Consider the following 20,767-nt stretch of genomic DNA (forward strand, 5'->3'; position numbering starts at 1 on the left):
GGCGAGCGTAACGCCACCGTCGCTTGGCGGCAAGCGCTGTTTACGGTGCGTGACGCTGATAAAGCCTTGCCGTGCTTTCACCCGCCTGGGTTTCCCGGTGCAACAGCCAGTTGGCGGGCACATCGGGTACCAGCACTGTCTCGGTTTCCAGGTAAATCATTGCCTCGTTATCCAGCCAGCCGCTATTTTCCAATGATAAGCAGCAGGGCGGGGCCAACTGCTGATGGAAAGGTGGGTCGAGAAAGACCAGAGTATAGGGCTTGGCGGGGCGAGCCAGATAAGCCTGAACATCGTTAACATGCACTGTGCTTGCGGTAATATTGAGCGATGCCAGATTGGTCGATAGCTGTGCCGCTACCCGCGGGTCGCGCTCGACAAAATCGACCCACGCCGCGCCGCGAGACAGCGCCTCAATGCCTAGCGCACCGGTGCCTGCGAATAGGTCGAGTACCTGCTGGCCGTAAAGCTGCTGCCCGAGCCAATTGAACAGCGTTTCACGCACGCGGTCTGGGGTTGGACGCAAGCCGGGGCTATCCAGTACCGGCAACTGGCGACGACGGAATTCGCCGCCGATAATACGTAGCTTTCCATGTGGCTTACCAAGCGGTTTGCCACGTTGTTTACCGCCCCGCTGAGTAGGCGTTTGGCGGGACTTGGAGGATTGAGGGGGGCGTTGTCGTGTCATGCAGCGGATTGTAGCGGGCTGTTTATCCAAAGTCTTGGGTTACGGTGTTAGCATAACCCTAATGTCCACACTTTATGTCGGGTAACACTCATGTTTGGTTTTTTTAAACGTAAGAATAAGCAAGATCCACAAGAGGCGCCTCAAGACAAACAGGCGCAGGAGGAGCCGTTAAAGGAGCAGCCTCAAGAGCACGCCGATGAGCTGGACATTGCGATGCCCGAGACTTCCACTGACACTGTTACTGACATTGTTGAAGAGGCCTCAAAAGCGCCGGAAGCTTTGCCAGAGCCAGAGCCAGAGCCAGAGCCAGAGCCAGAGCCAGAGCCAGAGCCAGAGCCAGAGCCAGAGCCAGAGCCAGAGTTGACGCCCGCGCCCGGCCGTGAGGCGACGCCGCCACCCGCCTTGCAAGAGAAACCGGTGGCTGCCAAAAGCGATCAGAAAGGCTGGTTTGCGCGTATCAAGTCAGGCCTGGGGAAAACCCGGGCCAATTTAACCGATGGCATCGCCGACCTGTTCTTAGGTAAAAAACAGATCGATGATGAGCTGCTGGAAGATCTCGAAACGCAGCTGTTAATGGCCGACGTGGGCATTGAAGCAACGACCGAGATTATTGGCCGCCTGGAAGCGCGCGTCTCGCGCAAAGAGTTGAATAACCCCGAAGCGCTCTACCGAGGCCTGCAAGAAGAGTTGTCCGCCATGCTGGCGCCGGTCGCCAAACCGCTTGTGCTTGAGAAGGAAGGCAAGGGGCCGTTTGTTATTTTGGTGGTCGGCGTCAACGGCGTGGGTAAAACCACCACCATCGGCAAGCTTACCCAGCGTTTTCAGCGCGAAGGCAAAAGCGTCATGCTGGCAGCAGGCGATACCTTCCGTGCCGCGGCTGTTGAGCAGCTCAAAGTCTGGGGCGAGCGCAACAAGGTGCCGGTAATCGCCCAACACACCGGCGCCGACAGCGCCTCGGTGATTTATGACGCGGTAGCAGCCGCTACCGCGCGCGGTATCGATGTACTTATCGCCGATACCGCCGGTCGACTGCATAACAAAAGCCACTTGATGGAAGAGCTGAAAAAGGTTCATCGAGTGATGCAGAAGTTAGATGACACCGCGCCTCACGAAGTGATGCTGGTGCTGGATGCGGGCACCGGGCAAAACGCGATCTCTCAGGCCAGCACCTTTAATGACGCCGTGCCGGTCAGCGGGATCACTCTCACCAAATTGGACGGCACCGCTAAAGGCGGGATTATTTTCGCGCTGGCGAAACAGCTGGAAACGCCGATTCGCTTTATTGGCGTGGGGGAGGGCATCGACGATCTGCGTCCCTTTGAGGCCAATGACTTTGTCCAAGCGCTGTTTGACCGCCAAGGGGACGATGCCAGCGCATGATCGCTTTTGAGCATGTGGGTAAACGCTACGGCGGGCGCTTTGAGGCGCTGGCGCACCTTAACTTTCGGGTTGCCCGGGGCGAGATGGTGTTTCTTACTGGCCACTCCGGTGCAGGGAAAAGCTCGCTACTACGCTTGGTGATGCGCCTTGAGAAACCTAGCCGAGGGCGCGTCGTTGTAGCGGGGCATGACATTGCCCAGCTGCATGCCAGCCAAGTGCCGTTCTATCGGCGCCAAATTGGTGTGGTCTTCCAGGATCATCAGTTGCTCTTTGATCGCAGCATTTTTCACAATGTTTCTCTACCGCTGGAGATTCAAGGGGTTGAACCTCGGGAAGCTGCCCGCCGTGTGCGTGCCGCGTTAGATAAAGTGGGGCTGCTGCATCGTGAAAAAGCGTTGCCCATAGAGCTCTCCGGCGGCGAGCAGCAGCGGGTGGGTATTGCCCGGGCGGTGGTCAATAAGCCCGCGCTGCTACTGGCCGATGAGCCCACGGGCAATCTGGATCCTCAGCTCTCGGCGGATATTATGGCGCTGTTTGAGGACTTTAATCGGATTGGTACCACGGTGATGATCGCCAGCCACGATCTGGCCCTGATTGCCCGACTGCGTCACCGCATTCTGCGCTTAAGCGACGGCAGGCTGGTAGCCGATGAGGGGGCGGTATGAAGTCATCCGCGACACCCAAGCGTCGTCAGGGAGCAGCACTGAAAACGCCGCGCAAATCTGCTGTTAAACCCGCGGTCGATAAAGCGCCCCAGCGAGGCGCCAGGTCGCAGCAAACGCGCTTTTCCAGCCGCCTGCGGGCATGGGGTCGCCACCACCGCAGCATGGCGTGGGATAGCTTTCAGCGCTTGATACGCTATCCGTTGGGTAACCTCCTGACTATGCTGGCGATTGCTATTGCGCTGGTACTGCCTGCGGCGCTGTGGCTAACCCTGGACAGTGCCCGCCTGCTGGATGCGGAGCTTGATGAGAGCGCTACGTTAACGGTCTACCTGGAGTTGAGTGCCGATGATGCCCAGTCGCTGCGTATCGAAGAAGCGGTTAACGCGGAACCAGACGTGCTCGAAACCCAGCTGATCAGCGCCGAGCAGGGGATGGCGGAGTTCCAGCAGTCGCTGGGGCTCGATGATGCCTTGGCAGGGCTGGAGAGTAACCCGCTACCTATCAGCATGGTGGTGCGCCCGGAAAGCGTTGACCCGGTTGCCATGCAGCAGTTGGCCACCCGCCTTGAAGCGCTCGCTGGGGTGGATGAGGTGCGCCTTGACCTGGCCTGGGTGGAACGGCTGAGAAACCTGGCGGAACTCGGTCGGCGTGTGGCGTTGGCGCTGGGGGCGCTGTTTGGTTTAGGCGTGCTGCTGGTGGTAGGGAATACTATTCGCCTCTCGGTGGAGAGTCGACGCCGGGAAATTGAAGTCGTGATGCTGATTGGCGCCACGCATGCCTTTGTTAGGCGGCCGTTCCTATATAGCGGTGCCTGGTACGGTTTGGGCGGTGGGCTGCTAGCGCTGGGGTTGTTAGGTCTGGGCAATCACTGGCTTTCCCTGCCCGTATCCGCTCTGGCGGCCAGTTACGGGGCGAGTTTTTCTTTACCCCAACTCGACGTGACAGGCTCTACAATTCTGCTATCTTGCAGTACACTACTAGGCTGGTTGGGTGCCTGGTTGGCGGTGACTCGCCATCTCTCCAGCATTCGACCTAGATAATTAATGCGTTTTATGCAACTAAGCGATACTGTTGGCAATGCTTAACCTGCGAACTTTATGCTTGGGTTAAGGTCTCAGTACCGCAGACATTTGTATCACTGAATTAGTATCACGGTTTTGTAATAGGTTATTGATAACGTGCTACGTCAACCACGATGGGTTACAGGGGAGACCACCTGCACATGAGCACTAGTCTTCTACCGGTGGGGCAGCTTTCGCCCGGCGGCGATCTGGGCGGCTATATCCGCGCGGTCAATGGAATTTCGGTACTAACGGCCGATGAAGAGCGCGAACTCGCTTACCGCCTCTATGATGAAGGCGATCTGGAAGCCGCTCGTCGTTTGGTACTGTCGCATTTGCGCTTTGTGGTGCATATCGCGCGTAGCTATTCGGGCTATGGGTTGCCCCAAGCGGATCTGATTCAAGAGGGTAACGTTGGCTTGATGAAAGCTGTCAAGCGTTTCGACCCGAACCAGGGCGTTCGTCTGGTTTCGTTTGCCGTGCACTGGATTAAAGCGGAAATTCACGAATTTGTGCTGCGTAACTGGCGAATCGTTAAAATCGCCACAACCAAAGCTCAGCGTAAGCTGTTCTTTAACCTTCGCGGTGCGAAGAAACGCTTGGCATGGTTGAATAACGACGAAGTCGATGCCATCGCCAAAGATCTCGACGTTAAGCCTGAGGTCGTGCGCGATATGGAAGGGCGCTTGTCGTCTTACGATGCAGGCTATGACGCCCCGGCAGGCGATGATGAAGAGAGCACTTATCAAGCGCCGGTGCACTTCTTGGATGATGCTGCTTCCGACCCTGCTACACAGCTGGAAGACAGCAACTTCGAGGAAGACTCAACGCGCCGTTTACAGCTTGCCCTGGAGGGCCTCGATGAGCGCTCGCGGGATATCCTCCAACGCCGCTGGCTGGCCGATAGCAAAGAGACGCTGCATGACTTGGCCGATGTTTACGGCGTAAGTGCGGAGCGTATCCGTCAGCTTGAAAAAAATGCCATGAAAAAGCTGCGTCAGAAAATGGGCGAAGAGATGATGGTCGCCTAAGATCATTACTTACTGCTTGATTTTTTGGCTTTTCAGTAGCAAAAAACCGGCCCCTTTAAAGGGAGCCGGTTTTTTGTGCAGCCATCACGCTAGCCTAAGCTGGCTGAGTGGTGGCGCGCAGTAAGTGGGCGGACAGTAGCGACCACTGATCTTCCCAGTGTTCAGTGGGCAGGCGTTTAAAGTCGCTACGCACATACTGTGAAATGCGCCCCTCCGCCTGGGCTGCCAGCAAATTGGCAGCGGCAGAAGCGGGGATCGTGGGGCGCAGGCCTTCACGCAGTTCGGCTTCGCGCAGAATCTGCTTAAGCTGCATCTCCAGTCGCTCGAACAGCTGATTGACCCGCTGGCGTAGCCGGGCGGTTTCGCCGGTGAGTACGTCGCCGCCCATTACCCGGGCCAGGCCAGGGTTTTTTTCAGCAAAGCCCAGCAGTAGCGCCAGTATGGTGCCGCAGCGGGAGGTGGCGTCAGGAACGTCTTCTAAAATGCGCGTGATGCGGGCAAAAATACTCTCTTCAATAAAGTCGATCAGCCCCTCGAACATACGCGCTTTGCTGGGAAAGTGGCGGTAGAGTGCCGCTTCTGAAACGCCGACCTGGCGAGCAAGGGCGGCGGTAGTGATGCGCTTGCCGCTATCTTCCTCGAGCATTAATGCCAGGGCCTGGAGAATCTGCTCGCGGCGGCGTGGTTTTTGATCTTCGCTCATAATGTGGCCTCCGTCGCGGTTAGCTCGCGTCCTTGATTTGAGTACCGACCCCAGCGTTGGTGAAAATTTCCAGCAACACCGCGTGGGGGACACGACCATCAATAATGTGCGAGCTGTTCACACCGCCCTTCACCGCATCCAGTGCGCAGCGGATTTTCGGCAGCATGCCGCCATAAATCGTGCCATCGGCGATGAGGTCATCCACCTGAGCGGTGCTTAAACCGGTGAGCACTTCACCTTCGGTGTTCATTAACCCGGCCACATTGGTGAGTAGCATCAGCTTCTCTGCATTGAGCGCCTCGGCAATCTTACCGGCCACCAGATCCGCATTGATATTGTAGCTGTGGCCTGCGGCGTCGACACCAATGGGGGCAATCACCGGGATAAAATCACGCGCCGCCAGCATCTCGATAAGCTCGGTTGAGATCGACTCCACTTCTCCCACGTGGCCAATATCGATAATCTCGGGCGCCGTCATTTCGGGGCTCTGGTGCTCGACCTTGAGCTGCCGGGCTCGAATTTGTGAGCCATCTTTACCAGTCAGGCCAATCGCTTTACCGCCGCTTTGATTGATCAGGTTGACAATGCTTTTGTTGACCAAGCCACCCAGCACCATTTCGACCACGTCCATGGTTTGCGAGTCGGTGACCCGCATGCCGTTGACGAAGCGCGACTCAATGTTGAGCTTTTTGAGCAGGTCTCCGATCTGCGGCCCGCCGCCGTGTACTACCACCGGGTTGATGCCGACTTCCTTCATTAGCACTATGTCGCGGGCAAAGGAGTCGATCAGGGTGCTTTCGGTCATGGCGTTACCGCCGTATTTGACCACCACGGTTTTGCCGGAGAACTGCTGGATATACGGGAGGGCTTCGGAAAGCACCTCCACAACGACCTTGGGGTCGCGACTGGCTGAACTCATGAGGTTGTCCCTTGCGAACGTTTATTGTGCTGCTAACGTTTATGTTGATTAAGTGATGAGGGTCACGCTTTCTAGGTGGTCGCGATCCCTTCAGCGCCGAACTGTTTGGCGAGCTACCTACTGAGTTGCCGGGTCAGTGGGGTAGCGCGATGTCTGGCGCGACGTGCCGAAGCGCGTCGTTAAAAACGGCCTTGATACGTGCTAGCGCGGCATCGTCTTTACCTTCAAAACGCATCACCAGGGCAGGCGTGGTGTTGGAGGCGCGACACAGCCCCCAGCCATCCTGGTAGTCAACGCGGATACCGTCCAAAGTTGTTTTGATACCTTCGCCGAAGTCGCCCTCGCGAGCAAGCTTATCCATCAGAGAAAATTTGTTATCGTCGCTAACCGCAATATTAATTTCCGGGGTCGCAACGTCCTGGGGGAAGTGGGCAAAAAAAGTATCGGCATCGGCGGCTTGGTTGGCGAGAATCTCTACCAGCCGAGCAGCGGCATAGAGTCCATCGTCAAAACCGTACCAGCGCTCTTTGAAAAAGATGTGCCCGCTCATTTCACCACCCAGCTGTGCGCCGGTCGCCTGCATACGCGCCTTGATCATCGAATGCCCGGTACGCCACATTTCGGGTTCACCGCCGGCCTCGCTGATCACTTTGACCAGATTGCCGGTGCACTTGATGTCAAAAATGACCTTGGCTCCGGGCTGGCGCGCGAGCATATCGGTGGCAAACACCATTAGCAGGTGGTCGGGATAGATCAACTTGCCTGAGGGTGTCACCACGCCCAGGCGGTCGCCATCTCCATCGAAGGCAAGGCCAATATCTGCCCCAGTTTCATGAACGGTGCGGATCAGATCCTGCATATTTTCCGGCTTGCCAGGATCAGGGTGATGATGGGGGAAATGGCCATCTATTTCCGCAAACAGCGGGATGGTCTCGATACCTAATCGTGCCAGCAGTTGGGGGCCCAGCTCTCCGGCAACGCCATTACCACAGTCGACCACGGCTTTAATCGCTCGATGGATCTTAACGTCGCCTAAAATGCACGTTAAATAGCGCTCACGGACATCCTGCTGGCTTATGCTGCCTTGTCCAGTTGCCAGCGCCCCGGACTGAATACGCTCAAAAAGCGCCGTGATTGCATCGCCGGAGAGCGTCTCGCCGCCCAGCACGATTTTAAAGCCGTTATAGTCAGGCGGGTTATGGCTACCGGTGACCATGACGCCCGATTGGGTGCCATCCAGTGTATGGGTGGCGAAATAGAGCACCGGGGTGGGCACCATGCCGATGTCGATGACGTCGCACCCAGCGGCGGCCAGGCCCCGCATCAGTGCCGATTGCAGCCGGGCGCCGGAAAGGCGGCCATCGCGGGCGACCACCACGCTGTATTCGCCCCGCTCGGCGGCTTCAGAACCCACCGCACGCCCGATCATTTCTACCGTCTCTTCAGTGAGCGTGTCGTCAACGATGCCGCGAATATCGTAGGCGCGAAAAATCGAAGCGGGTACAGGCTGTGCGTTCATAGGGCTTCCCAGCTAAACAGACGTTGCCTTAACAAGGCTTCCTAAATAGGCGTGATCATTGGTTACTGACTGCCAGTGCTGCCAAACCCGCCGCTGCCCCGGGAGGAGTCTTTAAAAGCGTCCACCAGGGAGAGTTCGGCTTGTACCACTGGCACAAGCACGTACTGTGCCAGTCGGTCGAAAGGAGCTAGCGTAAACGTACTTTGGCCACGGTTCCAGACCGAAATCATCAGCTCGCCCTGGTAATCTGAGTCGATTAAACCGACTAAATTGCCCAGCACGATGCCATGTTTATGCCCCAAACCGGAGCGCGGCAGGATCATGCCCGCCAAACCCGGATCTTCAATATAGATGGCAATGCCGGTGCGTACGAGCTGGCAATCGCCGGGCGCTAATAGTAACGGCTCATCCAGCAGGGCGCGCAGATCCATTCCTGCCGAGCCTTCGGTGGCATAGTGCGGCATGTAATCGTGCAAACGCTCATCTAATACTTTGCACTGTAGGCGGGGACGGGCACTCATGAGGACTCTCCTGGTGTTTGCGTAGGGGGTGTTGTGGGTAGCAACGCGAGCGCTTGACGGATAATGGTGGTGGCCAGCTGGGTCTTCGGCTGTGCAACTTCTGAGCGGCTCTCGACGCCTTGAGGGGTGTGCCAGAGTAGCCAGGCGGCGTTTTGGTCGCTGCCAAAGCCCAGGCCAGCCTGGGAGACGTCGTTGGCGACGATCATATCCAGCCCTTTGCGCTGTAGTTTATCCCGTGCGTAGCGCTCAATCTCCTGGGTTTCGGCGGCGAAGCCGATCACCAGCGGGCGCTGTTTTGCGGGCAGCGCCGCAACGCCAGCGATAATATCGGGGTTTTTAACCAGGGTCAGAGTGAGTGTGTCGCTATCATCCTGCTTTTTGAGCTTATGCTCGGCAGGGGTTGCCGCGCGATAGTCGGCCACAGCCGCGCAGCCGATAAACAGCGCTGACTGGGGCGCTAGTCGCTGCGCTTGTGCGTGCATTTGCTCTGCTGACTCAACGTCGATCCGCGTAACGCCTTGCGGAGTGGGTAGGTTAACCGGCCCGCTGATCAGCGTGACTTTGGCTCCTTCAGCCACTGCCGCGGCGGCCAGGGCAAAACCCATTTTTCCCGAGCTGTGGTTGGAAATGTAACGCACGGGATCCAGCGGTTCCCGGGTGGGGCCAGCGGTAATCACCACATGGGGGGCATTAGTGTGCGGTGCATCGGTGAGAAGGGCGCTGGTGACAGGTGCCGCAAACAGCGCCGATACCGCGCTAAAGATCTCTTCAGGTTCGCTCATGCGGCCTGGCCCCACATCGCCGCAGGCCTGGTCGCCAGCGGCGGGGCCAATCAACTGCCAATCATCGCATTCCAATTGCTGCACGTTGCGCTGGGTGGCGGCGTGACGCCACATCGCCTGATTCATCGCCGGAGCAATCAGCTTGGGCGCTTCTGAGGCCAAGCAGAGTGTGGTGAGCAGGTCGTCGGCCATGCCGTGCACCAAACGGGCGATAAGGTCGGCAGTGGCCGGAGCAATCAGCACCAGATCCGCCCAGCGGGCCAATTCAATATGGCCCATGCCCGCTTCGGCTTCGGGGTCGAGCAAAGAGGTGCGCACTGGCTCGCCAGAGAGTGCCTGAAGCGTAAGCGGGGTAATAAAGGCCTGGGCTCCGGCGGTCATCACCACGCGCACCTGGCAGCCCGCTTGCTTGAGCAGTCGCACAATCAACGCGCTTTTATAGGCAGCGATACCCGCACTGACGCCAAGCAGTATGCGTTTGCCTGCCAGCGTCGAAGCGCTTGTCGAGTTAACAGCAGAGGCCATGGTCAGCGATCCCTATCCACGTTCGTAAGGAGGCTTACCATACCACTGGCACTAACAATTTGGCATATTGAGCACAAACAAGGGTAAGCTAGGTTTAATGAGGCTTGTTGCTATAAAGCGATGCGTGTTGAGGCTGGCTTCGATCAACATAGATGAGCAGCGTGGGTGAGGTGCGATGGGAATCAATCACTGGCCGGAAGGTGAGCGGCCCCGGGAAAAGTTACTTAACGTCGGCGCCCAGGCGCTCTCCGACGCTGAATTACTGGCGATTTTTTTGCGCGTTGGCGTGCAGGGGCGTTCGGCAGTCGATTTAGCACGTGATCTACTCAGCAGTTTTGGCGGCTTGCGCCAACTGTTGGAGGCCGATCAGGAAAGTTTTTGTGCTGCCCGTGGGTTAGGTAGCGCCAAGTACGCTCAGCTCCAGGCGACGCTTGAGCTGTCGCGGCGCCATTTAGCCAGCCAGTTGGCGCGGGGCAATGCGCTGACATCACCTGCCTTGGTGCGCCACTACCTGAGTTCGCAGCTACGCCATTTAGGGCATGAGGAGTTTGCGGTGCTTTTTTTGGATACTCAGCACCGAATTATTCGCTATGAATCGCTGTTTCGCGGTACCCTAGACAGCGCATCTGTATACCCCCGCGAAGTTGCCAAGCGCGCGTTAGAGCTGAGCGCTGGCGCCGTTATCCTGGCGCATAACCACCCTTCTGGTGTGGCAGAGCCAAGCGATGCTGATCGACGTATCACGGAACGCCTCAAAGAGGCGCTGGTACTTTTTGACGTGCGCGTGCTGGATCATTTCGTGGTGGGGGATGGAGAAGTGATCTCTTTTGCCGAGCGTGGCTGGCTATAAGCAGCATAAGAATGCACTGCTTTATGCCGTTTTGATTAAGTAGAATGAGCAAAAAAGTGCTTTTCCAGCCTTTTTTGTGGGTTTTGCTTGCTGCAAGTCGGGCGCTCTGGTATAAAGTGCCACCTTTAAACTTGGGTTGAATAACGGATTTGGATAAAGCTTGGCGGTTAACGGCGCCGATACCTTCCCTGCTCCGGTTTGCCCGACAGTTTTGAACACTCAGGTAATTATATCCTGGCCAAGCAGTTGGAGGCTCTAATGTCCAAAGTATGTCAGGTTACCGGCAAGCGTCCGGTAACTGGAAATAACGTTTCACACTCCCAGCGTAAGACACGTCGTCGTTTCTTGCCAAACCTGCACACTCACCGTTTTTGGGTTGAGTCTGAAAACCGCTTCGTCAAGCTGCGCGTTTCCACTAAAGGAATGCGCATCATCGACAAGAAAGGTATCGACACAGTTTTGGGTGAAATTCGTAAGCGCGGCGACGCTATCTAAGCCAGCTTTTTATACCAAGCCCTTTGGGCCAGGTATTTTGGGTCAAGCATTTCGGCCAAGCATTTTGGGAGAGTTTAACCATGCGCGATAAAATCAAGTTGGTGTCTAGCGCCGGTACGGGCCACTTCTACACCACTGATAAAAACAAGCGGAACACGCCTGATAAGTTCGAATTCAAGAAATTCGATCCGGTCATCCGCAAGCACGTGATCTACAAGGAAGCCAAGATCAAGTAATCGCTGTCGCGATAATGATCGGCTTCCACTGCAGGTTAGCGCCTGTTCAAAAACCCGGCCCCAAGCCGGGTTTTGCATGCATGCATTTCCCATGTCACAGCTTTGCTAGACCCCTTCACAAGGCTGTCATTACAAGCCGGTACGATGCCTCACTATGCCCGAACTGCCTGAAGTTGAAACTACCCGCCGCGGAATTGCTCCCTATATTGAAGGCCAGGAAGTTACCGAAGTGCTGGTGCGTCAGCCGCGGCTGCGTGTACCTGTGCCCGATGACCTGGCCGAGCGGCTGGTGGGCGCGCGCATAGGGGAATTGAAGCGGCGGGCAAAATACCTGCAGATTCCTGTCCAGCCTGCTAACGGGGGCGAAGGTGACGTTGGTGCGACGCTGCTATGGCACTTGGGTATGTCAGGTAGCCTGCGGATTGCCCGGGTAGGGGATTTGCCTAAAAAACATGATCACGTGGATGTGGTCACCGCCAGCGGCTATGTACTGCGCTATCACGACCCTCGTCGGTTTGGCTTTGTGGATTGGCAGGCCGAAGACGAAACACAGGATAAGCGGCTTGCGCACTTGGGCCCCGAGCCATTGTCTGATGCGTTTAACGGCAAATGGCTCTACACGCTCTCACGCAATAAGCGCGTGGCAGTAAAACCGTTTCTGATGGATAACCAAGTGGTAGTCGGTGCCGGGAATATCTACGCGGCGGAAGCGCTGTTTATGGCCGGTATTGACCCGCGCCGCACGGCGGGTAGGGTTTCCCGTGCGCGTTACGACGCCTTGGCCCTAGCTGTGAAAGAGGTGCTGGCGGCGGCAATTACCCAAGGAGGTACCACGCTGCGGGACTTTGTCAGTGGCCAGGGCGAGCCCGGTTATTTCGCCCAGCGTTTGAATGTTTACGGCCGCCACGGCCAGCCCTGTTTGCGCTGTGGCGTTGAGCTTCGCCGAATTACGCTTGGCCAGCGTGCCAGCGTGTTTTGCCCCGGCTGCCAGCGCTGATGGCGACCTATAAGTGCTATTGTTTTATCTAAGTATTGCTTTGCTTACGTTTTTTTGGAGATTGCTGTGACCCAACGCCTGCGCCTGAATAAAAATGCTGACCGTCGCTTGAAAGCGGGTCATCTCTGGATCTACTCCAATGAAGTGGATATCAAAGAGACGCCGCTGAAAAACTTTGCGGCAGGCGAAACCGCCTTGGTAGAAGCCTCCAATGGCAAAGTGATGGCTGTTGCGTATGTGAATCCTCATTCGTTAATTGCTGCCCGGGTCATGTCCCGCGACCCTGAGATGCGCTTGGATCGCTCGCTGTTTGTGCACCGCTTTAATCAAGCGCTGGCACTGCGCCAGCGCCTCTATGCCCAGCCGTTCTATCGCTTGATCCACGGCGAAGGTGACCTGTTGCCAGGCTTGGTGATTGATCGCTTTGGCGATGTCCTCGTCGTGCAGCTCAACACCGCGGGTATGCAGGCGCTGGCGGATGAGATCGTCGATGCGTTGGAAAAAGTCATCAAGCCGGAAGTGATTGTTTTCCGAAACGATACGGGTGGTCGTCGTCAGGAAGGTCTTGAGGCCCACGTTGAGGTTGTCAAAGGCACACTGCCTGACGAGGTGGTGCTCGAAGAGAATGGTGCCCGCTTTGTAGTGCCGGTACTTAATGGGCAGAAGACCGGCTGGTTCTTTGATCACCGGGTTAATCGCGAATGGATCAATCGCAATGTGGAAGGTAAACGCGTGCTGGACGTATTCAGCTACGTAGGCGGTTGGGGCGTACAGGCGGCTGTTCATGGTGCGAAAGCGGTGATGTGCCTTGACTCTTCAGGCCCGGCGCTGGATCAAGTCGCCCGCAACGCTGCGCTCAATGGCGTGCAGGAGAAGGTGGCGGTGAGTGAGGGAGATGCGTTTGAAGCGTTAGCGGCGCTGAAGGCGGAGGGCGAGGAGTTCGATGTGGTTATTCTTGATCCTCCCGCATTCATCAAAAAGCGCAAGGATATCCCCAACGGCGAGCGTGCTTATGCCCGCTTGAATCGGGAAGCCATGCGTTTGTTGGGGCGCGATGGCCTGTTGCTGTCAGCCTCCTGCTCCATGCACCTAGCGCCCGAGCGGCTAATGGATGTGGTGCGTGGTGCGGTTCGCCACCAGGATCGCCATGGGCAGGTGATTTTCCAAGGTCACCAAGGGCCAGATCATCCGGTGCACCCGGCTATTCCCGAAACGTCTTACCTGAAGGCACTGGGTGTGCGGGTGTTCCGCGACTAACCACGTTTTGAGCCATCAGCGGAGGAGCCAACGCCATGGAATGGGCGCTACCCGAGCCTTTTGTGATCGATATCCATGTGGCTGATGAAGCGATTGATGCCTATCAGCACGTCAATAACAGCGAATACCTGCGCTGGGTTGAGCAGATTAGCTGGGCGCACTCCGAGGCGCTCGGCCTCTCTCTCGAGCGTTACCGCGAGCTTGACCGTGCCATGGTGGTTCACCGCCATGAGCTGGATTATCTGGCACCTGCCTTTGCCGGCGATGCGTTACAGCTTGCGACCTGGATTGTCGATTGTGACGAGCGCTTCAGTCTGACCCGTCGTTTTCAGCTGGTGCGTGCCGAAGATGCTAAAACGCTGCTTAACGCCCGCACCCGTTTTGCCTGCGTGGCACTCTCAACGGGGCGGCCCAAGCGTTTACCAGAGGAGTATCGGCGTATTTACGGCAACGCAGTTATTGTGGAGTGACGAAGAGTAAAGTGGATTTTTTCGTGTAGAACCGGCAATCGCTAGATTTTTCTCCTAAAAACGCCTTAACCGGCGTTTTTTTTGTTTTGTGTTTCTGGGCTGGTGGTCAACGTTAGCTGTGCTGTAATTTGTTTATCAACACGAATGATCTTTACAAGCACAGGAAAAATCCAATGAAAATTGCCGTCCCTAAAGAGATCAAAAATCACGAATATCGCGTGGCCTTAACGCCGACTGGCGCCCGGGAGTTAACAGGGCGCGGCCATCAAGTGAGCGTTCAAAGCAGTGCCGGCGAAGGCGCAGGCTTTGCGGACACCGATTACCAGGCTGCCGGCGCACAAATAGAAGCAGATGTGGATGCTTTATGGCGCAACGCTGAGCTGATCCTCAAGGTGAAAGAGCCGCAGCCGGACGAGGTGGCGCGACTCACCCCACAGCATACGCTGTTCACCTACCTGCACCTGGCCGCCGAAGAGCCCCTTACCCGTGGGCTGATGGAGAGCGGTGCCACCTGTATCGCCTATGAAACCATTACCGATGCCCGCGGCGGCTTGCCGCTTCTGGCCCCTATGAGCACCGTAGCCGGGCGAATGGCGGTGCAAGCAGGGGCTCATAGCCTGGAGAAGGCTCAGGGCGGTGCAGGCGTGCTGCTGCCGGGGGTGCCGGGTGTGGCGCCGGGTAAGGTGACCGTGATTGGTGGCGGTGTGGTGGGCGAAAACGCTGCCCGTATGGCGTTGGGGTTAGGCGCAGAGGTCACTATTCTGGATAAGTCGTTAGCGCGATTGGAAGTGCTGGATGACCGCTACCAGGGCCGCATCAAAACGGTTTACTCCACAGCAGACGCCCTGGAAACGGCCACCCGCGAGTCGGATATGATCATTGGTGCGGTGCTGGTGCCCGGCGCCGCAGCGCCAAAATTGATTACGCGCAGTATGCTGGCCGATATGAAGCCCGGCAGTGTACTGGTCGATGTGGCCATCGACCAGGGCGGCTGTTTTGAAACCAGCAAGCCCACCACCCATGCCGAGCCGACCTATATCGTCGATGGGGTGGTGCACTACTGTGTCGCCAATATGCCCGGCGCGGTGGCGCGTACGTCCACCCAGGGGCTGACCAACGCCACGCTGCCCTTTGTGCTCGCCCTGGCGGATAAAGGCTGGCAGCAGGCGCTAAGAGACGACCCGCACTTCCTGCCGGGCCTGAACGTACATGCGGGTCAAGTCACTTACCAGGCTGTGGCAGACGCCTTCGGACTGGAGAGCAGCGATCCTGCGAGCGTTGTTGCAGCTAACTAAGTTATCGGAAGCTAGTGGCTGGCGGCTAATCAATTAGTCGCATCGGGGACTATCGATCAAGGCTTCTGTTAGCTCAGTAGTGGGGCGGCACATCATCCTCGGGGCGCTGGCCGCCCTGGGGGTCGCTTGCCTGGAGTGCCTGGTGCTGCTCACGTAGGCGTTCGCGCATCAGGCCGCTGAGCTGCTCCAGTTTCTCCAGGCGTCGCTCCTGCTGAACCACGGCTTGATCCAGGGTGTCCAGCCAGTGCTCTTGGTGGGCGAGTCGGCTCTCTAAAGACTCAAGGCGTTGAGCCAGGTCAGCAGGCGATAATTCGTGGGTCATGATATCATTGCAACCTTATGTAGTAGTATGCCAGTGCTATTGGGAATGGGCCTGATAGTGCCGGTATTGTCCTTCGTCTGTTACCCATACAACAAGAGAGCTTTTTTTTCTATGAACCCAAAAGTTGTGTTTCGCTGTTTCTTAATCAGTGTATTACTTGCCGCCCCCACGCCACTGTTGCTGGCGGGGATTGTTCATTTAACCGATAGTGCCCTCGCCGAGCTGTGGATGGCCGAGCTGGCAATCAGTGGAGTTAGCGGTGTCTATATTGCCGTTGCTATAGGTAGTTTTATTGTTCTGTGGATTGGCACACTAGCGTCTGCCGCTTTTGCGCCCTCGATCGTGGTGGCGCCGGTGGCTCATGCCAAGCCAACATCACGCCAGCCCCAGGCAGCCGCTTCGTTGGACGATGATGAGGAAGAAGATATCATCGATCCTAACGATGGCCGTGAAGAGGGTGAAGTGAAGTGGTTCAACACCAACAAAGGCTACGGTTTTATTACCCGCGATAATGGCGAAGACGTGTTTGTACACTTCCGGGCCATTCGGGGCCGTGGGCCGCGAATGCTGGCAGAAGGCCAAATCGTGCGTTATCACGTGATTAAAATGAGCGTGGTTTGCAGGCCGACGATGTCAGTATTATTGAGTGAGCCTTACGGCTAGCTAAATGGTTAGTTGGATAGCAAACGACCCCGCCTTGGCGGGGTCGTTGTCGTTAACGCACCCGATTAACGCCCTGAGTCGGGCCACTCTATTGCACCCTCCTTTCCGCCGGGCAGCACCTGCCAGAAACGGTCAGGGTCATCGCCGGGGTGCCAGCCGCCTAGAGAGCAACGCACCTCTGTTTGCAACGCTTCTGCGGCCTGTTGGGCGCACTCCTGGTCGGTCATCCAGGGCGTGTGATTGCTATCAAACCAGAGGCTGGCAAACCCATCAGCGGCTTTATCGACCAACAGTACCGGCACGCAGTCGCCCTGGTATTGACCGCGGGTTTGCCATTTGCCTTTGCCTGCAGGACTCAGCGGTGGCGCTATTAGTGTGTTTTTCAACCACTCATTGAGCGTATCAAGCGACACGCTGGCCAGGTAAATCTCTATATCGGGGTAACGCTCCATCATAGGTTTACCTCGCCGGAGCAGAGCAGCGCTTGCAGCGTTGCTTCGTAAATCCGGCTTAAGTCGTCCAGGTCGCTGGCGCGAACGCGCTCATTGACCTTGTGGATAGTATCGTTGAGCGGACCCAACTCAACCACTTGGGCACCCAGGGTGGCAATAAAGCGGCCATCCGAGGTGCCACCGCTGGTGGAGAGCGCTGGGCGCCTGCCGGTTACCGCTTCAACGCCTTTAATGGCGGCGTCAACCAGCGCGCCTTCCGCGGTTAAAAATGGCTCACCGTTGAGCGTCCAGTCTATCTGATACTCCAGCCCATGCCGGTCTAGAATGGCCTCCGTGCGCGCTTTGAGCTCATCAGAGGTCACCTCGGTAGAGAAGCGAAAGTTAAATACCACTTCTACATCGCCAGGAATAACGTTGGTGGCGCCGGTGCCGGCCCGCAGGTTGGAAATCTGAAAGCTGGTGGCGGGGAAAAAGTCATTGCCCGCGTCCCAGTGCTCGTTGACTAACGCATCCAGCGCTGGCATCGCCTGGTGGATGGGGTTGCGCGCTAAATGCGGATAGGCCACGTGACCCTGCACACCTTTAATGTGCAGCGTAGCGCCCAGTGAGCCGCGGCGGCCGTTTTTGATCGCATCGCCAAGGTAAGTGGTCGAGGAGGGTTCGCCGACAATGCAGTAGTCGAGGCGCTCATTACGCTCGCGCAGATGCTCGACCACCGCGCGGGTGCCGTCCACTGCCGGACCTTCCTCATCGGAGGTGATCAAAAAGGCAATACGGCCATCGTGATCCGGGTGGCTGGCCACAAAGCGTTCAACGGCGGTCAGCATTGAGGCCAGGCTGCCCTTCATATCCGCCGCGCCGCGTCCGCACAGCATGCCCTCATCATCGATGCAGGGCTCAAACGGAGGGTACTGCCAGTTGGTATAGGGGCCTGTAGGTACTACGTCGGTGTGGCCGGCAAAGGCCACCACTGGGCCGTGATGGCCGCGAACCGCCCAGAAATTTTTCACGTCGCCAAACGGCAGCCGCTCAATATGAAAATCGAGCGCCGCTAAGCGCTCGATCATGAGTTCCTGGCAGCCTTCGTCGTCCGGCGTTACCGAAGCCCGGCTGAGCAGCTCAAAAGCGAGCGTGAGCGTTGGCGACACTCCTTCAGGCTCAGTTGTGGGCATGCAGTGCCTCGTTCAGGGCGATGGCACTTTTATTGGTCAGGCACTCAATGCGGCCACTCTGGGAGTTGCGGCGCCACAGCTGGTCGTCTTGGCCGGCCAGTTCGCGTGCAGCGACGGTTTTCACCACTTGGCCTTGATCATCGAGCAGCGCGACTTTGGAGCCCGCTGTGATGTAGAGCCCTGCTTCCACCGTGCAGCGATCACCCAGGGGAATGCCGATGCCCGCGTTGGCGCCGATCAGGCAGCCTTCGCCCACTTTGATCACGATATTGCCGCCGCCGGAGAGGGTGCCCATGGTGGAGCAGCCGCCGCCCAAGTCTGAGCCTTTGCCGACCACGACGCCAGCCGAGATGCGGCCTTCGATCATGCCGGGGCCTTCGGCGCCCGCATTGAAGTTGACGAAGCCTTCGTGCATCACGGTCGTGCCCTCGCCCAGGTAAGCACCCAGGCGTACGCGGGCGGTGTCGGCAATGCGGATGCCGGTGGGTACCACGTAGTCAGTCATTTTGGGGAATTTATCGACACAGTCGACGGACAGAGCACGGCCTGCCATGCGGGCTTTCAGGCGGCGTGTAGGCAGCTCTTCGATATCGATGGCGCCTTCGTTGGTCCAGGCAATATTGCGCAGCAGGCCAAACATACCGGTGAGATCAAGGCCGTGAGGTTTGACTAAGCGGTGGGACAGCAGATGCAGTTTTAGATACACCTCGGGCGCGGTTTGTGGCGCTTCGTCGCTCTCTAGGAACATCGCGACCAGCGGGCGCTGGCTTGCAGAGAGTGCTTCGGCGAGCTCTGCCTGGGCGGAGTGCCCCGCGGCTTCTAACGCTTTAGCCAAGCGGGTGCAGTCTTCGGGTAAAAAGCTGATGGCGGCGTTGCCTTGGGGGGCATCCAGGGCCTGCTTAGCGGCTTCCACTAGGCTTGCGGGTGGGTTGAGCAGTGGCGCCGGGTAGTAGATCTCCAGCCAGTCGCCCTGGGTGTTTTGGGTGCCGATTCCAAGCGCAAAGCTCAGCATAAGAAGTTGTCCTGTCGTGTTGGGAAGTGAAGGTTAGAAAAAAGAGCCTGATTGCCTAGGGCCTTGTAACGTTAGCCGCTTAGCTTGTCGTAATCGCCGTCGCGGTAGCCGACTACAATGGTGCCATCGTCTTTTTCCAGTAGCGGCCGCTTCAGCAGCGTAGGGTATTTCATCAGTAGCTGGCGGGCGGAATTGGCGTCGTAATCTTTCTCTTCATCAGAGAGTTCGCGCCAGGTTTTGCTGCGCTTGTTAATGACCTCGACCAGTGGCACGCGATGTAAAATATGCTCAAGCAGTGCAGCGGACAGGCCATCTTTGCGCAGGTCGTGGGTTTTATACAACAGCGCTTTTTCATCCAAGGCTTTACGCGCTTTGCGGCAGGTATCGCAGTTATCGATGATATACAGCGTCAGCATATGGCCTCCCTGAAAGGTTAAATCTCGCGGTTAACCGCGTTCGATAAGATGACGAATGCGTTGGGCGGCTTCCAGCGTGGGGGCCAGCTCAGCCACCAGCGCAAGGCGTAAACGGCCCGCGCCGGGGTTGATGCCGTTTGCACCCGTGCGGCCCATTAGGCTGCCAGGCAGTACGCTCACGTGCTGCTCGGCAAATAGCCGCTGGGTCAGGGCGATATCGTCGCCACCCGGTACGGCGGGCCATAGGTAAAAGCTAGCTTGTGGCGTGGGAAAATCCATTACCGGGGCAAGTACATCGGTCACCGCGCTGAACTTCTCACGGTAGGCATCGCGGTTGGCGCGCACGTGCTGCTCATCCTGCCAGGCGGCGATAGAGGCGTGCTGCAGCGGTAGCGACATGGCGCAGCCGTGGTAGGTGCGGTAGCGCTTAAACGGCGTGAGCAGTGCCGCATCCCCCGCGACAAAGCCCGAGCGCAGGCCCGGCAAGTTGGAGCGCTTGGAGAGCGAGTGAAACACCACGCAGCGCCGGTAATCATCACGACCCAGCTCGGCACAGGCTTGCAGCAACCCTGGTGGTGGGGCGGCTTCGTCGAGGTAGAGCTCCGAGTAACACTCGTCGGAGGCGATAATAAAGTCGTGTTCATCGGCCAGTGCAATGAGCTGCTTAAACTCCTCAACAGGCGTCACGGCACCGGTCGGGTTGCCCGGCGAGCAGATAAACACGATCTGCACATCTCGCCACGTTGCAGCGGGCACGGCGCTAACATCAGGGCGAAAATTATTCTCAGCGCTACAGTCCAAATAAAGCGGCTCACCGCCGGCCAGCAGCGTCGCACCTTCGTAGATTTGGTAAAACGGGTTGGGCACCGCCACCTTCGCCGGGCGGCTGCGATCCAACGCTGCCTGCACAAAGGCAAAAATCGCTTCCCGCGTGCCGTTAACGGGCACCACGTGCCGCTCGCTGTCGAGTTCGCGTAGTTGAAAGCGCTGGCTTGCCCAGTTGGCGATGGTTTGGCGGAGCGCGGGTAGGCCGTTGGTCGCCGGATAACGGGCCATTTCCAGCTGGTGCGCCACCAGCGCTTCAAGCGCCGCGGGGTAGGGCGCGTGCTGGGGTTCGCCAATGGTCAGCGGAATATGCGCCAAGTCAGCTGAGGGCGTTAGTTCGGCTTTCAGCGCGGCCAGCTTTTCAAACGGGTAAGGATGCAGGGCGTCGAGGTCGGCGTTCATGATGTGTCCGTTGATGGCTGGCGGCGTAAACCGTCGATTATAGGCAAGCCCAGGTGCAGGCTCAAACCTAACCGGGCGATCATAGTTCTCGAGCAGGCTTGTCGGTGCCGAG

Annotated in this window: 23 protein-coding genes and 1 pseudogene; 12 read left to right on the plus strand and 12 right to left on the minus strand. The window is 57.6% G+C overall.

Annotation, left to right across the window (positions count from 1 at the left end; translation table 11 throughout):
- Positions 1-40: 40 nt before the first annotated feature.
- On the minus strand, positions 41-685 hold the full coding sequence (gene rsmD, locus OM794_RS02550; RefSeq protein WP_226250086.1) for a 16S rRNA (guanine(966)-N(2))-methyltransferase RsmD: 645 nt from the start codon (positions 683-685) through the stop codon (positions 41-43).
- Between the two features lie 90 nt (positions 686-775).
- Between rsmD and ftsY the strand changes: the two genes are divergently transcribed.
- The 4 genes from ftsY to rpoH all read left to right on the plus strand — a co-directional run bounded on the left by ftsY (position 776) and on the right by rpoH (position 4,822).
- On the plus strand, positions 776-2,065 hold the full coding sequence (gene ftsY, locus OM794_RS02555) for a signal recognition particle-docking protein FtsY (RefSeq protein WP_265154239.1): 1,290 nt from the start codon (positions 776-778) through the stop codon (positions 2,063-2,065).
- Positions 2,062-2,730: a cell division ATP-binding protein FtsE gene (gene ftsE, locus OM794_RS02560; RefSeq protein ID WP_071695259.1), complete on the plus strand. Its 669-nt coding sequence runs from the start codon at positions 2,062-2,064 to the stop codon at positions 2,728-2,730. Before ftsY ends, ftsE begins: the two co-directional genes overlap by 4 nt.
- On the plus strand, positions 2,727-3,770 hold the full coding sequence (gene ftsX, locus OM794_RS02565) for a permease-like cell division protein FtsX (protein ID WP_226250088.1): 1,044 nt from the start codon (positions 2,727-2,729) through the stop codon (positions 3,768-3,770). Before ftsE ends, ftsX begins: the two co-directional genes overlap by 4 nt.
- Before the next feature lie 182 nt (positions 3,771-3,952).
- Positions 3,953-4,822, plus strand: a complete 870-nt coding sequence (rpoH, locus tag OM794_RS02570; RefSeq protein ID WP_088698771.1) for an RNA polymerase sigma factor RpoH — start codon at positions 3,953-3,955, stop codon at positions 4,820-4,822.
- Between the two features lie 94 nt (positions 4,823-4,916).
- Here rpoH and slmA read toward each other — a convergent pair whose 3' ends face one another.
- From slmA to coaBC, 5 genes are all read right to left on the minus strand, one after another.
- Positions 4,917-5,525, minus strand: a complete 609-nt coding sequence (slmA, locus tag OM794_RS02575; RefSeq protein WP_226250089.1) for a nucleoid occlusion factor SlmA — start codon at positions 5,523-5,525, stop codon at positions 4,917-4,919.
- A 19-nt stretch (positions 5,526-5,544) separates the two neighbouring features.
- On the minus strand, positions 5,545-6,444 hold the full coding sequence (gene argB, locus OM794_RS02580; RefSeq protein WP_088700067.1) for an acetylglutamate kinase: 900 nt from the start codon (positions 6,442-6,444) through the stop codon (positions 5,545-5,547).
- 133 nt (positions 6,445-6,577) lie between these two features.
- A complete protein-coding gene (locus OM794_RS02585; protein ID WP_226250090.1) occupies positions 6,578-7,963 on the minus strand; it encodes a phosphomannomutase/phosphoglucomutase in 1,386 nt (461 codons plus the stop codon).
- 62 nt (positions 7,964-8,025) lie between these two features.
- Positions 8,026-8,484 (minus strand): dUTP diphosphatase, encoded by a 459-nt coding sequence (dut, locus tag OM794_RS02590; RefSeq protein WP_226250091.1) that lies wholly within the window; start codon positions 8,482-8,484, stop codon positions 8,026-8,028.
- Positions 8,481-9,791, minus strand: coding sequence for a bifunctional phosphopantothenoylcysteine decarboxylase/phosphopantothenate--cysteine ligase CoaBC (coaBC, locus tag OM794_RS02595; RefSeq protein ID WP_226250092.1), 1,311 nt, complete (start codon positions 9,789-9,791; stop codon positions 8,481-8,483). The genes dut and coaBC overlap by 4 nt, the downstream gene beginning before the upstream one ends.
- A 175-nt stretch (positions 9,792-9,966) precedes the next feature.
- Between coaBC and radC the strand changes: the two genes are divergently transcribed.
- From radC to ald, 7 genes are all read left to right on the plus strand, one after another.
- A complete protein-coding gene (radC, locus tag OM794_RS02600; RefSeq protein WP_226250093.1) occupies positions 9,967-10,641 on the plus strand; it encodes a RadC family protein in 675 nt (224 codons plus the stop codon).
- A 258-nt stretch (positions 10,642-10,899) separates the two neighbouring features.
- The gene (rpmB, locus tag OM794_RS02605; protein WP_226250094.1) at positions 10,900-11,136 is read left to right on the plus strand and encodes a 50S ribosomal protein L28; all 237 of its coding nucleotides are present in this window, start codon (positions 10,900-10,902) and stop codon (positions 11,134-11,136) included.
- An 80-nt stretch (positions 11,137-11,216) separates the two neighbouring features.
- Positions 11,217-11,372, plus strand: a complete 156-nt coding sequence (rpmG, locus tag OM794_RS02610) for a 50S ribosomal protein L33 (RefSeq protein WP_022520204.1) — start codon at positions 11,217-11,219, stop codon at positions 11,370-11,372.
- A 154-nt stretch (positions 11,373-11,526) separates the two neighbouring features.
- The gene (gene mutM / locus OM794_RS02615) at positions 11,527-12,369 is read left to right on the plus strand and encodes a bifunctional DNA-formamidopyrimidine glycosylase/DNA-(apurinic or apyrimidinic site) lyase (protein ID WP_226250095.1); all 843 of its coding nucleotides are present in this window, start codon (positions 11,527-11,529) and stop codon (positions 12,367-12,369) included.
- A 66-nt stretch (positions 12,370-12,435) separates the two neighbouring features.
- Positions 12,436-13,626 carry a class I SAM-dependent rRNA methyltransferase gene (locus tag OM794_RS02620; RefSeq protein ID WP_226250096.1) on the plus strand — a complete coding sequence of 397 codons (1,191 nt, stop codon included), beginning with the start codon at positions 12,436-12,438 and terminating at the stop codon, positions 13,624-13,626.
- 35 nt (positions 13,627-13,661) lie between these two features.
- On the plus strand, positions 13,662-14,096 hold the full coding sequence (locus tag OM794_RS02625) for an acyl-CoA thioesterase (protein WP_226250097.1): 435 nt from the start codon (positions 13,662-13,664) through the stop codon (positions 14,094-14,096).
- Between the two features lie 173 nt (positions 14,097-14,269).
- Positions 14,270-15,391 (plus strand): alanine dehydrogenase, encoded by a 1,122-nt coding sequence (ald, locus tag OM794_RS02630; RefSeq protein ID WP_226250098.1) that lies wholly within the window; start codon positions 14,270-14,272, stop codon positions 15,389-15,391.
- Positions 15,392-15,464: 73 nt separating this feature from the next.
- Here ald and OM794_RS02635 read toward each other — a convergent pair whose 3' ends face one another.
- The gene (locus OM794_RS02635; RefSeq protein ID WP_226250099.1) at positions 15,465-15,713 is read right to left on the minus strand and encodes a SlyX family protein; all 249 of its coding nucleotides are present in this window, start codon (positions 15,711-15,713) and stop codon (positions 15,465-15,467) included.
- A gap of 111 nt (positions 15,714-15,824) precedes the next feature.
- Here OM794_RS02635 and OM794_RS23240 point away from each other — a divergent pair.
- Positions 15,825-16,363: pseudogene (locus tag OM794_RS23240) on the plus strand (cold-shock protein).
- A 78-nt stretch (positions 16,364-16,441) separates the two neighbouring features.
- Here the strand turns inward: OM794_RS23240 and OM794_RS02645 are convergent.
- The 5 genes from OM794_RS02645 to dapC form a co-directional block, all read right to left on the minus strand.
- A complete protein-coding gene (locus OM794_RS02645) occupies positions 16,442-16,831 on the minus strand; it encodes a hypothetical protein (RefSeq protein ID WP_226250100.1) in 390 nt (129 codons plus the stop codon).
- Positions 16,828-18,000 carry a succinyl-diaminopimelate desuccinylase gene (dapE, locus tag OM794_RS02650; protein WP_226250101.1) on the minus strand — a complete coding sequence of 391 codons (1,173 nt, stop codon included), beginning with the start codon at positions 17,998-18,000 and terminating at the stop codon, positions 16,828-16,830. Before dapE ends, OM794_RS02645 begins: the two co-directional genes overlap by 4 nt.
- Entirely contained in the window at positions 17,987-19,012 is a 1,026-nt protein-coding gene (dapD, locus tag OM794_RS02655; RefSeq protein ID WP_088699677.1) for a 2,3,4,5-tetrahydropyridine-2,6-dicarboxylate N-succinyltransferase, read from the minus strand. Before dapD ends, dapE begins: the two co-directional genes overlap by 14 nt.
- A gap of 71 nt (positions 19,013-19,083) precedes the next feature.
- Positions 19,084-19,428, minus strand: a complete 345-nt coding sequence (locus OM794_RS02660) for a Spx/MgsR family RNA polymerase-binding regulatory protein (RefSeq protein WP_211596385.1) — start codon at positions 19,426-19,428, stop codon at positions 19,084-19,086.
- A 30-nt stretch (positions 19,429-19,458) separates the two neighbouring features.
- Positions 19,459-20,655, minus strand: coding sequence for a succinyldiaminopimelate transaminase (dapC, locus tag OM794_RS02665; protein ID WP_226250102.1), 1,197 nt, complete (start codon positions 20,653-20,655; stop codon positions 19,459-19,461).
- Between the last annotated feature and the right edge of the window lie 112 nt (positions 20,656-20,767).

It is taken from the genome of Halomonas sp. BDJS001 (assembly GCF_026104355.1).
In the GTDB taxonomy this organism is placed as follows: Bacteria; Pseudomonadota; Gammaproteobacteria; order Pseudomonadales; family Halomonadaceae; genus Vreelandella.

What these genes read in the sequence shown, in the direction of transcription:
- radC (WP_226250093.1), top strand. Translation starts at nt 9,967, where the DNA reads ATGGGAATCAATCACTGGCCGGAAGGTGAGCGGCCCCGGGAAAAGTTA.
- OM794_RS02625 (WP_226250097.1), top strand. Translation starts at nt 13,662, where the DNA reads ATGGAATGGGCGCTACCCGAGCCTTTTGTGATCGATATCCATGTGGCT.
- rpmG (WP_022520204.1), top strand. Translation starts at nt 11,217, where the DNA reads ATGCGCGATAAAATCAAGTTGGTGTCTAGCGCCGGTACGGGCCACTTC.
- mutM (WP_226250095.1), top strand. Translation starts at nt 11,527, where the DNA reads ATGCCCGAACTGCCTGAAGTTGAAACTACCCGCCGCGGAATTGCTCCC.
- rsmD (WP_226250086.1), bottom strand. Translation starts at nt 685, where the DNA reads ATGACACGACAACGCCCCCCTCAATCCTCCAAGTCCCGCCAAACGCCT.
- argB (WP_088700067.1), bottom strand. Translation starts at nt 6,444, where the DNA reads ATGAGTTCAGCCAGTCGCGACCCCAAGGTCGTTGTGGAGGTGCTTTCC.
- rpmB (WP_226250094.1), top strand. Translation starts at nt 10,900, where the DNA reads ATGTCCAAAGTATGTCAGGTTACCGGCAAGCGTCCGGTAACTGGAAAT.
- dapC (WP_226250102.1), bottom strand. Translation starts at nt 20,655, where the DNA reads ATGAACGCCGACCTCGACGCCCTGCATCCTTACCCGTTTGAAAAGCTG.
- OM794_RS02585 (WP_226250090.1), bottom strand. Translation starts at nt 7,963, where the DNA reads ATGAACGCACAGCCTGTACCCGCTTCGATTTTTCGCGCCTACGATATT.
- dapE (WP_226250101.1), bottom strand. Translation starts at nt 18,000, where the DNA reads ATGCCCACAACTGAGCCTGAAGGAGTGTCGCCAACGCTCACGCTCGCT.
- ftsY (WP_265154239.1), top strand. Translation starts at nt 776, where the DNA reads ATGTTTGGTTTTTTTAAACGTAAGAATAAGCAAGATCCACAAGAGGCG.
- OM794_RS02645 (WP_226250100.1), bottom strand. Translation starts at nt 16,831, where the DNA reads ATGATGGAGCGTTACCCCGATATAGAGATTTACCTGGCCAGCGTGTCG.
- dut (WP_226250091.1), bottom strand. Translation starts at nt 8,484, where the DNA reads ATGAGTGCCCGTCCCCGCCTACAGTGCAAAGTATTAGATGAGCGTTTG.
- ftsX (WP_226250088.1), top strand. Translation starts at nt 2,727, where the DNA reads ATGAAGTCATCCGCGACACCCAAGCGTCGTCAGGGAGCAGCACTGAAA.
- ald (WP_226250098.1), top strand. Translation starts at nt 14,270, where the DNA reads ATGAAAATTGCCGTCCCTAAAGAGATCAAAAATCACGAATATCGCGTG.
- coaBC (WP_226250092.1), bottom strand. Translation starts at nt 9,791, where the DNA reads ATGGCCTCTGCTGTTAACTCGACAAGCGCTTCGACGCTGGCAGGCAAA.
- ftsE (WP_071695259.1), top strand. Translation starts at nt 2,062, where the DNA reads ATGATCGCTTTTGAGCATGTGGGTAAACGCTACGGCGGGCGCTTTGAG.
- slmA (WP_226250089.1), bottom strand. Translation starts at nt 5,525, where the DNA reads ATGAGCGAAGATCAAAAACCACGCCGCCGCGAGCAGATTCTCCAGGCC.
- OM794_RS02660 (WP_211596385.1), bottom strand. Translation starts at nt 19,428, where the DNA reads ATGCTGACGCTGTATATCATCGATAACTGCGATACCTGCCGCAAAGCG.
- rpoH (WP_088698771.1), top strand. Translation starts at nt 3,953, where the DNA reads ATGAGCACTAGTCTTCTACCGGTGGGGCAGCTTTCGCCCGGCGGCGAT.
- OM794_RS02635 (WP_226250099.1), bottom strand. Translation starts at nt 15,713, where the DNA reads ATGACCCACGAATTATCGCCTGCTGACCTGGCTCAACGCCTTGAGTCT.
- dapD (WP_088699677.1), bottom strand. Translation starts at nt 19,012, where the DNA reads ATGCTGAGCTTTGCGCTTGGAATCGGCACCCAAAACACCCAGGGCGAC.